Origin of the sequence: Pedobacter jeongneungensis (assembly GCF_039538295.1) — a bacterium.
In the GTDB taxonomy this organism is placed as follows: Bacteria; Bacteroidota; Bacteroidia; order Sphingobacteriales; family Sphingobacteriaceae; genus Pedobacter; species Pedobacter jeongneungensis.
Genome location: NZ_BAABBY010000005.1, coordinates 46,612 through 59,896 on the forward strand (window position 1 = coordinate 46,612; position 13,285 = coordinate 59,896).

Below are 13,285 nucleotides of genomic sequence, written 5' to 3' on the forward strand. Positions count from 1 at the left end.
CTTGTTTTTGCTTAGTTTTCGCAATAAGCAATTTCTTAATCTTCTAAAATTACGGCTGTGCCATTGGCGCTTACCATAAGCATGCTGCCGCCGCTACCTACCGTTTCGTAATCTAAATCTACGCCTACAATTGCATTGGCGCCCAAAGCGGCTGCGTATTGTTGCATTTCATTAACTGCGGTATCTTTTCCTTCACGCAGAACACGTTCGTAAGAACTCGATCTACCCCCTACTATATCCGTTATTCCTGCAAATAAATCCTTAAAAATATTTGCACCAATAATCGTTTCTCCGGTAACTAAACCGATATATTTTACAATTTTTCTGCCCTCAACTGTAGGCGTTGTGGTTACTAACATAGTTTTAGTTTTTATCATTAGAACATTTTTTTTTAGAAATGTTACAATTTTTAACAAATGCCCTTTTTAGTGTTTTTCACAGGTTTTAAACGGCTAAAATCAGGTGTTTAAAACAGGCTTCCGAAAATAAATTTATGAAATCGCTTGTGCTTTTGCATCACTATTAAAAATCATTGCTATGAGCACATCTAAAACCTTACTCATCCTTCCTTTATTATTGATGGCCCTTTTTGTGAAAGCACAAATGCCTGTATTAAAGGTACAACAGGCCGAAACTGCCGAACAGAAAGAAGCGGTTAAACTTAAAAAACTGAACATCGATGTACAGATAACAGGGAATATTGCCACAACGGTGATGACGATGACCTTTCACAATAGCAGTAACCGCATTTTAGAGGGAGAACTTACTTTCCCGATGCCTGAGGGAGTGAGCATTAGCCGTTATGCTTTGGACATTAACGGGAAAATGCGTGAGGCCGTACCTGTTGAAAAAGCAAAAGCAACTGAAGTTTTCGAAAGCATTGAACGCCGGCGTGTTGACCCGGGCCTGTTGGAAAAAGTTGAAGGCAATAATTTTCGCACAAGAATCTACCCTTTGCCAGCCAACGGTAGCCGAACTATTATTGTGGGTTACGAAGAAGAGTTGAGTTTTAACAGCGCAAATGTTTTAAGGTATCACCTGCCCCTGGATTATAATCAGGCCATTGAAAATTTCAGCTTAAAAACCACGGTTTTTGAAAGCATCATTAAACCAGAGCTTGGCGAGCAGCCCGATGGCAGCTTTGACTTAAAAGCCAGCGGAAATACCTACGTTGGCGAAATAAACAAAAGCAATTACCAGCCTAAAAATGGCCTCACCATTAATCTGCCAAAGCGGAATAACCTGCCCGAGGTGCAAATGCAAAAAGCATCTTCAGGTTATTATTTTCTGGTAAATGTTTTTCCTAAAATGGAGAGCCGGGAGCGTCAGTGGGCCAATCACATCGGCTTAATCTGGGATGTATCGTTAAGCGGGCTTCAACGCAATACCGAAAAAGAAATAGAATTACTGGATTTGATTATTAAACAAAAGCAAAACTTAACCATCCAATTGGGCCTGGTAAATAACGGCTTTAAAAATGCCGGAACTTTCGTTATCTCAAACGGCAACTGGGCAGCATTAAAAGATAAATTAAAGAACCTGGTTTACGATGGTGGTACAAATTTCAGTGCGATAAATGCAAAGTCGATTCTGGCAGATGAATATCTTTTATTTACTGACGGCTTATCTACCTTCGGAAAAAGCACCGTGAGTTTAAATAAGCCCGTTCATTGTATCAATACATCATTAAAGGCAGATTACAGCACCTTAAAATACATTACCTTAAAAACAGGCGGACAATTTGTAAACCTCAATTCTATTGCTGTTAATGATGCTTTTAAACAGTTAAATCAACAGAACCTTCAGTTTTTAGGAGTCAAAAATGGAAACAGCATCCGGCAAACCTACCCTTCAATGAAAGTAAATGTAAACGGGCATTTTTCTTTGGCAGGCATTATGAGCGATTTTAATACGGAATTTATACTGCAATTCGGATTTGGAAATACCGTGGTTGCCGAGCAAATGGTTCGGTTAAATGCTACAGAACACACTTTGAGTAGCATTGATGTAAGCCGCGTTTGGGCACAGAAGAAAATTGCCGAAATGGATATCCGGTACGAAGAAAACAAAGAGGATATCAGCATTTTAAGTAAACAGTTTGGTATTGTTACCCGCAACACCAGTTTAATCGTACTGGAAAATTTAGATGATTATTTGCGTTATGATATTGTGCCACCTGTTGAATTGCAACAGGCTTATAATGCCGTTTTAAAGCAGCGCAGAACCGATCTTTTAGAACACAGGCAAGACCTGATTAATGCTGCGGTAGCCATGACCAAAGAATTAAAAACCTGGTGGAACACCGATTTTAACTATAAAGAACCGGAAAAGAAAAAGGAAAGCTATCCTGATCCGGGACAAAGAGATGTAAAAGGCGATCCAACAGCAGATATTGTAATGAGCGAACCCACTGGTATCGCACCAAGACGGGAAGTTGCGAAAGCAGCCGAAGTAATCGTTCCTCCCATGCCGCAAGCTGTAGCTGCTGCCCCGCTTACCGGGGCCGCCAGCAGAGATAAAGAAACGAGTCAATTAAATGAGGTGGTGGTTGTAGGCTATGCCACACAGCGAAAAGCCTCTTTAACAGGAGCAGTAACAACTATTAGGGGAAATGTTTCGAGTGCTCTAGAGGGCAGGGTTGCAGGAGTGCAGGTAGGAAAAGCAGATGCCAAAAGAATTTCGCCCGTACCACCTCCACAACAGCCAGCCATTATGATCCCCGAATTTAAAAGTGATAAAGATTATATGAAAAATCTGGTTGGCAAACCGGATAGCGCTTACCAGGCTTATTTAAAAATGCGCCCGAAATACATTTCTACTCCAATGTTTTATTTTGATGTAGCTAATTGGTTTTACCAACAGAAAGACAGTGTGAGGGCATTAACTATTTTAAGCAATATTGCCGATTTAGATTTGGAAAATGCCGATCTCTATAAAACACTTGCTTACAAATTAAAACAAACGGGCAATTTTAAAGAAGAAATTTTTATTACCCAAAAGGTGTTGCAATGGCGCCCGATGGATGCACAAAGTTACCGCGATTATGCTTTGGCCCTGGCTGATGACGGACAGTACCAGTTGGCAATTGATAATTTATACAAAGTGCTTACCCAAAGTTATAACGCCCAGATTGCCGACAGAGACCAGGGGATTGAAGAGATTGTAATTTCAGAAATAAATAACCTTATTGCAAAACATGGCAATAACATTAATTCTAAGGGAATAGATAAACGTTTAATCCAGCCTTTGCCTGTGGATGTACGTGTGGTACTTAACTGGAATAAAAATGATACCGACATCGATTTGTGGTTAACCGATCCTACTGGCGAAAAAGGCTTTTATGGTAACTCGAGAACCAAAATTGGTGGAAGGATCAGTAACGATTTTACCTCGGGTTATGGCCCGGAGCAGTTCATGATCAAAAAAGCGATTAAAGGGAAATATAAGATAGAAGTGAATTATTACGGCGACAGGCAGATCAACATCAGCGGGCCAACAACGGTAACGGCTGAGATTTACACCCGTTATGCAACCGGCAAACAGCAGAGAAAAGTAATTGTGCTACCACTGGCTGCCGGAAGCGGTGGCGGAAATTTTGTTGGGGAGTTTAACTTTTAAATATATTCATAGGGGGTCGACTTAAGTCGACCCTATGAATACAATATTATAGCAATAAGCCCGCTACCTCTTCCCAGGTATTTACACGCTCATATTCTGTTATCAGTAAATTATGTGGCGAGGTAAACAATAATGGCCTGCCGTCAAAATTTACAAAGTTTTTGATTCGGTCGTCGATAATGATGTCGACGTTTACAATTTTATTTCCGCAGAACATAATGTGCTGCCAATCAATAAAAGGGAAATGTTCGGCCATCCAATCGTATTTATCCACCAGTGAGTTACGAAATTCCATTGCCGCGGAAACGATATAAACATCATATTTTTCCTGCAATGCCTTAATTACCCGCTGGCTATCTTCAATTACTTCAAGATCGCGGAAAAATCCGGGCTCATTAATGTACTCGAACCATTTTTGGTTTACTTCCCGGGGCACATGGTGATAAATTTCATTTCCGGCATCGATCTTTAAATCAAGCGGAACATTAAAATCACGGTTATATAATTTAATAAACTTTCCAACGGCATCGGCAATCACCTCGTCCATGTCAATCGCAATTCTTTCCATTTTGTAGCTGCAAATATTTTGGTGCAAATATCCTTAAAACAAAGAATTTAAACTATGTTTTTAATTTCCAGTATTTTAGTTATCTTTGCAGCCCCGCAGCATGAAGCTCCGGGAACTATGTTGAATACATAAATACAAAAGAAAATGGCAACTAAAATCAGATTGCAAAGATTCGGTAAAAAAGGGAAACCTTTTTTCCACGTTGTGGTAGCAGATTCCCGCTCTCCACGTGATGGTAAATTTATTGAGCGTTTAGGTTCTTATAACCCAAATACCAATCCTGCAACCATCGAAATTAACTTCGAAAAAACTTTAGCCTGGGTTAACAATGGTGCAGAACCAACTGATACTGCCCGTGCTATCCTTTCTTACAAAGGTGTTTTATACAAAAAACACTTAGAAGGTGGTGTTAAAAAAGGTGCTTTAACTCAAGAACAGGCAGATGAAAAATTTGCAGCCTGGTTAGATGCTAAATCAGGTAAAATTTCTGGTAAATCAGAAGGTTTAGCAGCTTCTAAAGCTGACTTACGTAAAGCAGCTTTAGCCGCAGAAGCTAAGAAAAAAGAAGATAGAGCAGCAGCTATCGCAGCTAAAAATGCACCAGTTGCAGAAGAGGTTGTTGAAGAAGAAGCTACTGAAGAAGCACCAGCAGTTGAAGCTGAGGCAACTGAAGCAACTCCTGCAGCAGAAGCTACTAAAGAAGAAGGAGCAGAATAATTTTAATTATTCTGACTTGTTAAATAGCGTTCCGGATATTCGGAACGCTATTTTTTTAACTAAAAATGTCATCCTGAGGTACGAAGGATCTGTTTCATCGCTTTCAGATCCTTCGTGCCTCAGGATGACAATGTAATAATATGAAACACGAAGAAGCATTTTACATAGGTTACGTTACCAAAACGCGGGGTTTAAAAGGAGAAGTTCAGGTATTTTTCGAATTCGACGATTATGAGCAGCTGGAATTTGATGTTGTTTTTGCAGATATGAACGGTAAACTGGTTCCCTATTTCGTGGCATCAGCAAAATTACAGGCCAATAAAACAGGTTATTTTAACTTTGATGATGTTGACCATATTGATAAGGTACAGCCCTTATTGAAAAAGAAACTTTACCTTCCGATTGCCCAAATGCCTGAGAGAGATGAATCTGAGTTCTTCTATACCGATCTTAAAGGTTTTATAGCTGTTGATGAGACGCTTGGCGAGCTGGGAGAAATCACTGAGGTAAATGAATATCCGCAACAGTTTGTCGCTACGGTTATTTATCAGGAAACGGAAGTCCTTTTTCCGTTAAATGAAGATTTTATTGTCGAAATTGATGATGAGGAAAAAATCCTGATGCTTGATCTGCCTGAGGGTTTATTGGATATCTATTTAGAAAATTAAAAGACTATTTTTCCAAGTTTAGAAGCAAAATCGCCAAGGTCGGTTAAGTTGGTATTCGATAATATAATAATGCTGACATTATGATTTAAGTAATGGAACCAGACACAGTTGGCACCTTGTATTCTTCCGTATCGTTCCATTCTTTTATATTTTTGATTACTTCCTTTGTAATCTCTTATCCAAACGCTGTATCCATAATCATCGAGGCCAGGGGTTAATAGTTGATTTAGGGTTTGCTGCTTGATAAGTTGATAACTAAAAAGAGCATCATTAAATTTTATCAAATCCGCTGTGCAGGAATACATTGCACCTGCAGAAGAAAAATCTTCTACATAGATGGGTATATTTGGAATTAGTTTAAAATCTTTTCCTTTATAATAAGCTGTAGCAAGGTTCGGTATTAATTTATAGTGATTAATTATACCAGAATTATTCATGTGTAAAGGAATCAGAATTTGTTCCTCTAAGATTTGTTCAAAAGGTTTTTTATATATGATTTCCAGAATTCTACCTAGAATCATGTATTCTCCATTGTTGTAATCAAACTTTTCTCCGGGTTCGTTAATAAGAGGATTTGAACAAAAATTATCTACGATCTCCTCTAAAGTATATGGCCTATGATAAAAACCAATCCCATATCTCATAAAATTAGCATCTGAGGCCGTATCTGTATTTTTCATTCCAGATGTGTGATTTAGTAATTGACGGATGGATACTTTTGAGCCGCTCTCACCCTTATAAGAGGGTAAATAGGTGTTTATTTTTTTATCAAGATCAATTTTTCCTTGTTCCATTAGTTGGAGAATCAAAACTGCTGTAAATGTTTTTGTAATAGAACAAATTTGATATTTTGTGTCATTTTTAACTGGTAAATTAAATGAACGTTCCGCCACTCCGAAACTTTGATGATAAATAATCTTTGCATCTTTTTTTATCAAAATGGTTCCATTGAACTGATGATGATTTGCATAATCAACAGCGAAATTTTTAACGTTTTTAGATTGAGCTGGCAGATTATAGTTAAAAATAAAAATGGAAGAAAATAGCAGAAAATATTTCATCAAGGTTTGGATTAATTTCTACTATATGACGTGCAGCATCATTTTATGTTACAATTAAGGAAAAGCAATAAAATGCGCTTTCACGCTAAAATTCGACTTCAGGCTAAAGACTTCGCGCTAAAGGCTTACCTTTGCAACATGCGTTTCGATATCATAACAGTTCTGCCGGGTTTACTAGAAAGTCCGTTTGCCCATTCTATTTTACAGCGGGCCCAAAAAAAGGGTATTGCCGAAATTGTGGTGCATAATTTACGTGATTATGCCACCAATAAACAAAAAAGTGTAGACGATTATCAATATGGTGGCGGCAGCGGCATGGTAATGAGCATCGAACCCTTTGCGGCATGTATTGAAAAACTACAGGCTGAGCGAGAATACGACGAGATTATTTTTATGAGTCCGGATGGTGTTACCTTAAATCAAAGTACTGCCAACGAACTTTCCATCAAAAAGAACATCATTATTTTGTGCGGGCATTATAAGGGCATAGATCAGCGCATACGCGATATCTTTGTAACCAGGGAGATATCGGTTGGTGATTATGTTTTAAGCGGAGGTGAGCTTCCTGCTGCCATCGTGGTAGATGCTGTGGTGCGTTTAATCCCTGGTGTTTTAAATGATGAGACTTCTGCCCTGTCTGACAGTTTTCAGGGAGATTTGCTTGATGCTCCGGTTTATACCCGCCCGGCCGATTGGCGCGGACATAAAGTGCCCGATGTTTTATTAAGCGGCCACGAGGCGAAAGTGAACGAATGGAGACACGAACAGGCCTTAGAGCGGACTAAAACCCGCCGTCCTGACCTTTTGGAATAGAAGCATTTAACACAATCAAATGTGGAATTCATAAAGAATGTGGAAAAAATTAAAATAGGTTTTTTTTTCTCAAAAATAATCCCTAATATTGCAATCCGATTTTCACGGGATGAAATATCGATTTAATAGCTTAAAATCATGGATTTAGTAAAATTTGTTGAAGAGCAGGCCATCGCGAAAAAAGATTTTCCTGCGTTCAAGTCTGGCGATACAGTGAGCGTACACTATAAAATTCGCGAAGGTAATAAAGAACGTGTTCAAATTTACCAGGGTGTTGTAATACAACGTAACAGTGCAGGTGCTAACGAAACCTTCACCGTACGTAAAATGAGCAACGGCGTTGGTGTTGAGCGTATTTTTCCTTTTAGTTCTCCAAACATTGAGAAAGTAGAAGTAAATAGCTATGGTAAAGTTCGTAGAGCGAAATTGTTCTATTTACGTGCTTTAACTGGTAAAGCTGCTCGTATCAAATCATTGAGAAAATAATATTCTTTATTATAAGATATAGCCTTCACGATTAATTTCGTGGAGGTTTTTTTGTTTATACCTTTGTTAAATGTTAGATTCTACTTTTTTCGACCAGGTTTTTTGGGGCAATACTGTAAAAGCCTATTTTCTTTTCGGAGGGATATTATTTTTAGGCCTGGTATTTAAAAACATTGTTTCTAAGCTGTTAAGCAGGTTGCTGTTCAGGCTTTTCAGAAATTTCTCTAACCAATCGCATAACGATGCCTTCGTGGCTTTGCTGGTAAAGCCGATTGAGATTTTTATCCTGTTATCTACCCTTTACCTTTCCATTAACCAATTAAAACACCCTTTAGAAGTAGCTGTATTCCATTACAGTAAATTAATTGGCAAAACCAAGGAATTAATCCCGGTAACCATTGGCGATTGTGTAGACCGGATTTTCCTGTTTATGATTATCCTGTCGTTTTTCTGGATTGTTTTAAGGATTATCGATTTTATCAGTCATGTGCTGCTGTACAAAGCTTCTCTAACCGAAAACAAGGCAGATGATCAACTGGTACCTTTTTTAAAGGAATTATTTAAAACCATCGTCATTTTTATAGGCTTTTTTACCCTTTTGGGCTTCGTTTTCGAAGTGAATGTACTCACGCTGATTACCGGCTTGGGTATTGGTGGTATTGCCATTGCTTTGGCCGCTAAAGAAAGTTTGGAAAACCTGATCGGATCATTCACTATCTTTTTAGATAAGCCTTTCACCGTTGGCGATCTGGTAAAGGTTGATGGTGTGGAAGGAACTGTAGAAAAGGTGGGTTTCAGGAGTACAAGGATCAGAACTTCCGAAAAAACGATGGCTACCTTACCCAACAGGGGTATGATAGATGGGGTATTGGAAAATCTTTCGTTAAGAAACTCACGCAAAGTATCTTTTGTTATCGGGCTTACTTACGAAACGAGTTCGGATTCGCTAAGAAAAATTATTTCCGAAATAGAAAGTTATATCAATAACCATCAGGGTACAAGTGACGATGGGAATGCCTCATTTAAGAGTTTTGGCGATTCAGGCCTGAATGTAGAGGTTAATTATTTTGTAACGGAGCTTAATGCTACACAATTCCTTAAAATCAGGCAGGAAATTAACCTCGAGATTATGGATATCGTAGTTCGGAATAAATCAGATTTTGCCTACCCAACACAACGTTTAATCAGCGACAGGCCGCTTAACAATGCCACAGAAAAAGAAGTGGGCAATGATGCTACGGATTAGTTCTGATCCCGTGGTTTGTGTTTCCACAAACCGCTGCATAAATTAAAGAAATTCCCATACAGAAGGTGTAATGGATAAGGATAAAAGTTGCTTTTTTTGGAAAACAAAGCCTGTAGAAATGATTAAAGTTTGTTCCTGCTATCCACTCCAAGTCCTCCTCCGATGAAAAATCGGGATCGGGGCTTTCCGTTGCTATCAGGTTTAGGTGGCGGTTTTGGTGTTTCAAAATATGAGCCTTTCCATTTCACGATCGTAGCAAAATCCATGGTCTGTGTCCTCACAGACCACCGCGTTAACCAAATGATAATAAAAACAAAAAGCCGGTTTAGCATAAACTAAAACGGCTTTTTCTGTATTTTTTTAATGTCCTTAGCTTAAAGTTGCCAATGTGGTGATTCCACCTTTTACAACCTGATTAAGTTCTACGTTCACTTTGGTGCCTACCGGAAGAAAAACATCAACCCTCGACCCGAATTTGATAAAGCCAAACTGCTCTGTTTGAATTACCTGATCGCCTTCTTTTACGTACCATACAATTCTGCGGGCCAAAGCACCTGCAATCTGGCGGAATAATACCGGCGTACCGTTTTTATGCTCTACAACTGTGGTTGTACGTTCGTTTTCGGTAGAAGATTTAGGGTTCCAGGCTGCAAGGTATTTTCCCGGGTGATATTTGAAAAATTTAACCACTCCTGAAATAGGGTTACGGTTAATGTGCACATTTACCGGCGACATAAAAATAGACACCTGTAAACGTTTATCTTTAAAGTATTCGCCTTCTTCGGTTTCTTCAATTACCACAACTTTACCATCTGCAGGACAGATCACCAGGTTTTCTCCTGAAGAGAAACTGCGGCTTGGGTTACGGAAAAACTGCAGTACAATGATAAATAGTGCAGCCGAAAAAATATAAATAAACCAGCGCAGCCAGGTTATGTCGTGATATTTATAATCAACAACAGCGTTGATGACGAAAATAAACAATACGCTCAGGGCAATGGTGGTGTAACCTTCTTTATGTATGGTCATTGTGTTAAAAATTATTGGGCAAAGGTGCGAAAAATAAATTAATCCAATCTAATAATTATGCCTCAGTTGCTCTATAAATGTCGGTTAAGTTCCGGCCCAGGCCATTATAATCTAAGCCATAACCTACAACAAATTCGTTAGGTATTTCAAAACCAACATATTCCAGTTCTTCAATTTCGTACTTCAGGGCACTTGGTTTTAGCAAAAGAGAGCTTACTTTAACCGATGCCGGATTTTTTTCTTTAATTGTTTTTAAAATGTGGGTTAAAGTTAAGCCGGTGTCAACAATATCTTCTACAATAATGATGTCCCTTCCTTCAATATTTTCAGGCAGTCCGATCAGTTCTTTCACATTGCCAGAACTTGATGTGCCTTCATAAGAGGCTACACGCATAAAAGCAACTTCGCAGGGTACGTTGATTTCTTTGATCAGATCGGCCATAAATAAAAAGCTGCCGTTCAGTACGCCGATAAATAAAGGGCATTTGCCTTCATAATCAACATTCATCTGGATACCCATCAAACGGATCCGTTTATTTAAAGTGTCGTTTTCTAAAAATATCTCAAACTCTTTATCCTCTACTTTTATTTTGTGCATGCTGCATTAGATGGTTAATTGTATAAATTGGTTAACTGGTTAATTGTTGTGGCAACCGCCAACTGAAAATTGTGAACTACAAACTGATCTTGGTTAATCGTTTACCCTTCTACTGCGCTCAGTGGGTTAACTGGTTAATTGTTGAGTTAACTAAAAACTGTAAACCGTCAATTGTAAAACTGAGAACCGGCTACTACTGCTCATTCTTCTCCAGTTCCTTTTGCCGCCTGCGTTCTTCCCTGCGTTCCTGCCTTAACTGTTTTTTGGTTTTAGTGGTATCGGCAGGGGTACCTGCAGGTTTGGCTACGGTAGTATCTTTTTTAGATCCGCCACCAAATAAGCGTTCAAAGAAACTTTTATTTTTATCGTGCACAATTACAACCGGTAAACCATCGCCATCATCATCAAACGCGGTGGTATCTACCACAGCGGTATCAGGTGCTAAATAGCGGCGTAGTCCTTCTCTCAGGCGAACGTTATAAAAACCATAACCTGAGGTATCACTTGGTGTTAAACCTTTTCTGGCCATAATATTTCCCATAAACCTGAAATAATTAAACATATAAGGTTTCAGGCTACCGTCGGCCATAAACTTGTACATCGATGCTTTTGGTTTAGGCACAATACTGGCCAAAAACAATCCATCGCCGATGGTTAAATCGGCTGGTTGTTTCCCGAAATAATATCTTGATGCCTCTCCTATCCCATAAATGTTCTGGCCAAGCTCCATAATGTTGAAATACACTTCAAGCATGCGTTGTTTACTAATCAGGTGGTTATGTTCGATAAGCCAAACGATTAAAATCTCTTCGGCTTTACGGGCCAAAGTTTTCTGACGGCTTAAATAAACGTTTTTAACCAGCTGCATGCTGATGGTACTGCCGCCACGTTTAAATTTCTTTTCTTTAAAGTTTACCGCAATCGATTTCCGGATTGATTCTTCAACGAAACCATTGTGTGTAAAAAAAGATGGATCTTCTGCCGTTAAAACTGCATTAATGAAGTTTTTGGATATGGCAGATAATGGTGTAAAGTTCGGGTTAGATGGGCCAATGGTAATATCACGCATCGGTTTGCCGTATTCGTAGGGCGTGTAAACAAAGGTATTGTTGATTTTTTGCAGATTTGTTTTTCCCCACTGCACAATTTTAAAATCAACGGGCGTTAAGGTCGAATTAAAACGGACACTATCAGGTATTTTGGTATCCAGGTAAAAATTGAGGTTGTATTTTACCTTTCCCTGTACTTTTAATCCTTCCAGCGATTCGAACAAACCTTGAGGAAAAGCATCTAAAATACTTTGCGCATCCTGTTCTTCGGCCCTTAACTTTAACTCGTAAATCTTATTTTTGCCTAAAGTGTATTTAACGAAAGGATGTATCTGCGCATTTTTAAGGTAAGCCGTAGATGAACTGTCTAACGCAATATAATTTGGGCCAACCAAAATATCGGCATCCAGTTTTGCACTTTGTACGATAATATCATTTGAGGCAATACGCGGCTGGTTGATCAGCATGTTTTTTACAGACCAGGAGCCCGATATTTTGTAATCATCGCCACTGTATTTTGCATTTTTAAGTTCAGTTTGCAGGGTGTCGAAACTGAGTTTTGCGTGCAGCTTATTGTTTAAATAGGGTAATTCGAGTTTTTTGCCGTCAGCGTAAGCCATAAAGCGCAACTCTTTACTTCCAGGATTTACATAACCATCTACATGCCAGGTAGCTTCGCCATTGTTCACATTTATGGCCGATTTTAAATCCCCACCATCGATTGTAGCCATGGTGGCAAAACTTAATTTAGCGGTATCATGATCATTCAGTTTAAAAATCATGTTTTGCACATCCATGTCATCAGGGATTTTATACAAAACCTGGTTAAGGATGTTACTGGCTATTTCTGATAAATTAACTTTCCCTTTAGTTTCGGTGCTGTCTTTTTTCTTCCTTTTTAAGATAAAATCGATGTTGGTAGTCGAATCTTTAAGCACTACGCTTACAAAACCTTCCTTCAGTTTTACTTCCGAAAACTTCACATTGCCAAAAATGAGTGGAAAAAGTTTTACACCAACACTTAGCTCTCCGATGTTGGAAAGCGTATCGCGCTCTTTTGGAACGACAGAAATATTGGTCATTTTTACGGTGCTTAAGCCTGTAAATCCGGCTGATCCGATTTTAACTTCCAAACCGTAATCTTTATCGGCTTTGGCAATTGCCTTTGCGACCATTTTTTTAAGAAGGGCTTCCCTTTTGCTATAAGCTACGGCACCCAAAGCAATACAAACAACTAAAAAAACACCTAAAACCCAGGCTCCGATTTTTAAATATTTTTTGGGGATCTTAATTTTTGGTATTCGCATATAGTCGTTAAAATGGTTAATTGCTTAAACGTAACAATTAAATGTTTATTTCGTGTTAAAATTACAGTTAAAAAGCCTAAATAAAAGTATTTATGGCTATGTTTTGTTAATTTTGAATTTAAATT

General features: G+C 38.6%; 12 protein-coding genes. 6 read left to right on the forward strand and 6 right to left on the reverse strand.

The annotated features are described in order from the left end of the window. Nucleotides 1-35: 35 nt before the first annotated feature. The gene (locus ABD769_RS10515; RefSeq protein ID WP_025141635.1) at nucleotides 36-359 is read right to left on the reverse strand and encodes a heavy metal-binding domain-containing protein; all 324 of its coding nucleotides are present in this window, start codon (nucleotides 357-359) and stop codon (nucleotides 36-38) included. A gap of 178 nt (nucleotides 360-537) precedes the next feature. Between ABD769_RS10515 and ABD769_RS10520 the strand changes: the two genes are divergently transcribed. Further along, nucleotides 538-3,618, forward strand: coding sequence for a VIT domain-containing protein (locus ABD769_RS10520; protein WP_344851379.1), 3,081 nt, complete (start codon nucleotides 538-540; stop codon nucleotides 3,616-3,618). Between the two features lie 46 nt (nucleotides 3,619-3,664). On the opposite strand, the gene ABD769_RS10525 is transcribed toward ABD769_RS10520, so the two are convergent. Further along, the gene (locus ABD769_RS10525; protein WP_344851380.1) at nucleotides 3,665-4,186 is read right to left on the reverse strand and encodes a 5' nucleotidase, NT5C type; all 522 of its coding nucleotides are present in this window, start codon (nucleotides 4,184-4,186) and stop codon (nucleotides 3,665-3,667) included. 144 nt (nucleotides 4,187-4,330) lie between these two features. Here ABD769_RS10525 and ABD769_RS10530 point away from each other — a divergent pair, with 144 nt between their 5' ends. Continuing rightward, on the forward strand, nucleotides 4,331-4,903 hold the full coding sequence (locus ABD769_RS10530; protein ID WP_344851381.1) for a 30S ribosomal protein S16: 573 nt from the start codon (nucleotides 4,331-4,333) through the stop codon (nucleotides 4,901-4,903). Between the two features lie 140 nt (nucleotides 4,904-5,043). Next, nucleotides 5,044-5,571, forward strand: coding sequence for a ribosome maturation factor RimM (gene rimM, locus ABD769_RS10535; RefSeq protein ID WP_344851382.1), 528 nt, complete (start codon nucleotides 5,044-5,046; stop codon nucleotides 5,569-5,571). Here rimM and ABD769_RS10540 read toward each other — a convergent pair. After that, nucleotides 5,568-6,632 carry a serine hydrolase domain-containing protein gene (locus tag ABD769_RS10540; RefSeq protein WP_344851383.1) on the reverse strand — a complete coding sequence of 355 codons (1,065 nt, stop codon included), beginning with the start codon at nucleotides 6,630-6,632 and terminating at the stop codon, nucleotides 5,568-5,570. The genes rimM and ABD769_RS10540 overlap by 4 nt on opposite strands. 138 nt (nucleotides 6,633-6,770) lie before the next feature. Here ABD769_RS10540 and trmD point away from each other — a divergent pair, with 138 nt between their 5' ends. From trmD to ABD769_RS10555, 3 genes are all read left to right on the forward strand, one after another. Further along, nucleotides 6,771-7,445 carry a tRNA (guanosine(37)-N1)-methyltransferase TrmD gene (gene trmD, locus ABD769_RS10545; protein WP_025141629.1) on the forward strand — a complete coding sequence of 225 codons (675 nt, stop codon included), beginning with the start codon at nucleotides 6,771-6,773 and terminating at the stop codon, nucleotides 7,443-7,445. A gap of 138 nt (nucleotides 7,446-7,583) precedes the next feature. Next, complete coding sequence (gene rplS, locus ABD769_RS10550) at nucleotides 7,584-7,931, forward strand: 50S ribosomal protein L19 (RefSeq protein WP_057930964.1); 348 nt, start codon at nucleotides 7,584-7,586, stop codon at nucleotides 7,929-7,931. 70 nt (nucleotides 7,932-8,001) lie between these two features. Then, nucleotides 8,002-9,177 carry a mechanosensitive ion channel family protein gene (locus ABD769_RS10555; protein ID WP_344851384.1) on the forward strand — a complete coding sequence of 392 codons (1,176 nt, stop codon included), beginning with the start codon at nucleotides 8,002-8,004 and terminating at the stop codon, nucleotides 9,175-9,177. A 369-nt stretch (nucleotides 9,178-9,546) separates the two neighbouring features. On the opposite strand, the gene ABD769_RS10560 is transcribed toward ABD769_RS10555, so the two are convergent. From ABD769_RS10560 to ABD769_RS10570, 3 genes are all read right to left on the reverse strand, one after another. Continuing rightward, nucleotides 9,547-10,206, reverse strand: a complete 660-nt coding sequence (locus ABD769_RS10560) for a phosphatidylserine decarboxylase family protein (RefSeq protein ID WP_113950186.1) — start codon at nucleotides 10,204-10,206, stop codon at nucleotides 9,547-9,549. 55 nt (nucleotides 10,207-10,261) lie between these two features. Then, nucleotides 10,262-10,804, reverse strand: a complete 543-nt coding sequence (hpt, locus tag ABD769_RS10565) for a hypoxanthine phosphoribosyltransferase (protein ID WP_344851385.1) — start codon at nucleotides 10,802-10,804, stop codon at nucleotides 10,262-10,264. A 193-nt stretch (nucleotides 10,805-10,997) separates the two neighbouring features. Then, entirely contained in the window at nucleotides 10,998-13,160 is a 2,163-nt protein-coding gene (locus ABD769_RS10570) for a transglycosylase domain-containing protein (protein WP_344851386.1), read from the reverse strand. Nucleotides 13,161-13,285 lie beyond the last annotated feature (125 nt).

What these genes read in the sequence shown, in the direction of transcription:
- ABD769_RS10515 (WP_025141635.1), bottom strand. Translation starts at nt 359, where the DNA reads ATGTTAGTAACCACAACGCCTACAGTTGAGGGCAGAAAAATTGTAAAA.
- ABD769_RS10520 (WP_344851379.1), top strand. Translation starts at nt 538, where the DNA reads ATGAGCACATCTAAAACCTTACTCATCCTTCCTTTATTATTGATGGCC.
- ABD769_RS10525 (WP_344851380.1), bottom strand. Translation starts at nt 4,186, where the DNA reads ATGGAAAGAATTGCGATTGACATGGACGAGGTGATTGCCGATGCCGTT.
- ABD769_RS10530 (WP_344851381.1), top strand. Translation starts at nt 4,331, where the DNA reads ATGGCAACTAAAATCAGATTGCAAAGATTCGGTAAAAAAGGGAAACCT.
- rimM (WP_344851382.1), top strand. Translation starts at nt 5,044, where the DNA reads ATGAAACACGAAGAAGCATTTTACATAGGTTACGTTACCAAAACGCGG.
- ABD769_RS10540 (WP_344851383.1), bottom strand. Translation starts at nt 6,632, where the DNA reads ATGAAATATTTTCTGCTATTTTCTTCCATTTTTATTTTTAACTATAAT.
- trmD (WP_025141629.1), top strand. Translation starts at nt 6,771, where the DNA reads ATGCGTTTCGATATCATAACAGTTCTGCCGGGTTTACTAGAAAGTCCG.
- rplS (WP_057930964.1), top strand. Translation starts at nt 7,584, where the DNA reads ATGGATTTAGTAAAATTTGTTGAAGAGCAGGCCATCGCGAAAAAAGAT.
- ABD769_RS10555 (WP_344851384.1), top strand. Translation starts at nt 8,002, where the DNA reads ATGTTAGATTCTACTTTTTTCGACCAGGTTTTTTGGGGCAATACTGTA.
- ABD769_RS10560 (WP_113950186.1), bottom strand. Translation starts at nt 10,206, where the DNA reads ATGACCATACATAAAGAAGGTTACACCACCATTGCCCTGAGCGTATTG.
- hpt (WP_344851385.1), bottom strand. Translation starts at nt 10,804, where the DNA reads ATGCACAAAATAAAAGTAGAGGATAAAGAGTTTGAGATATTTTTAGAA.
- ABD769_RS10570 (WP_344851386.1), bottom strand. Translation starts at nt 13,160, where the DNA reads ATGCGAATACCAAAAATTAAGATCCCCAAAAAATATTTAAAAATCGGA.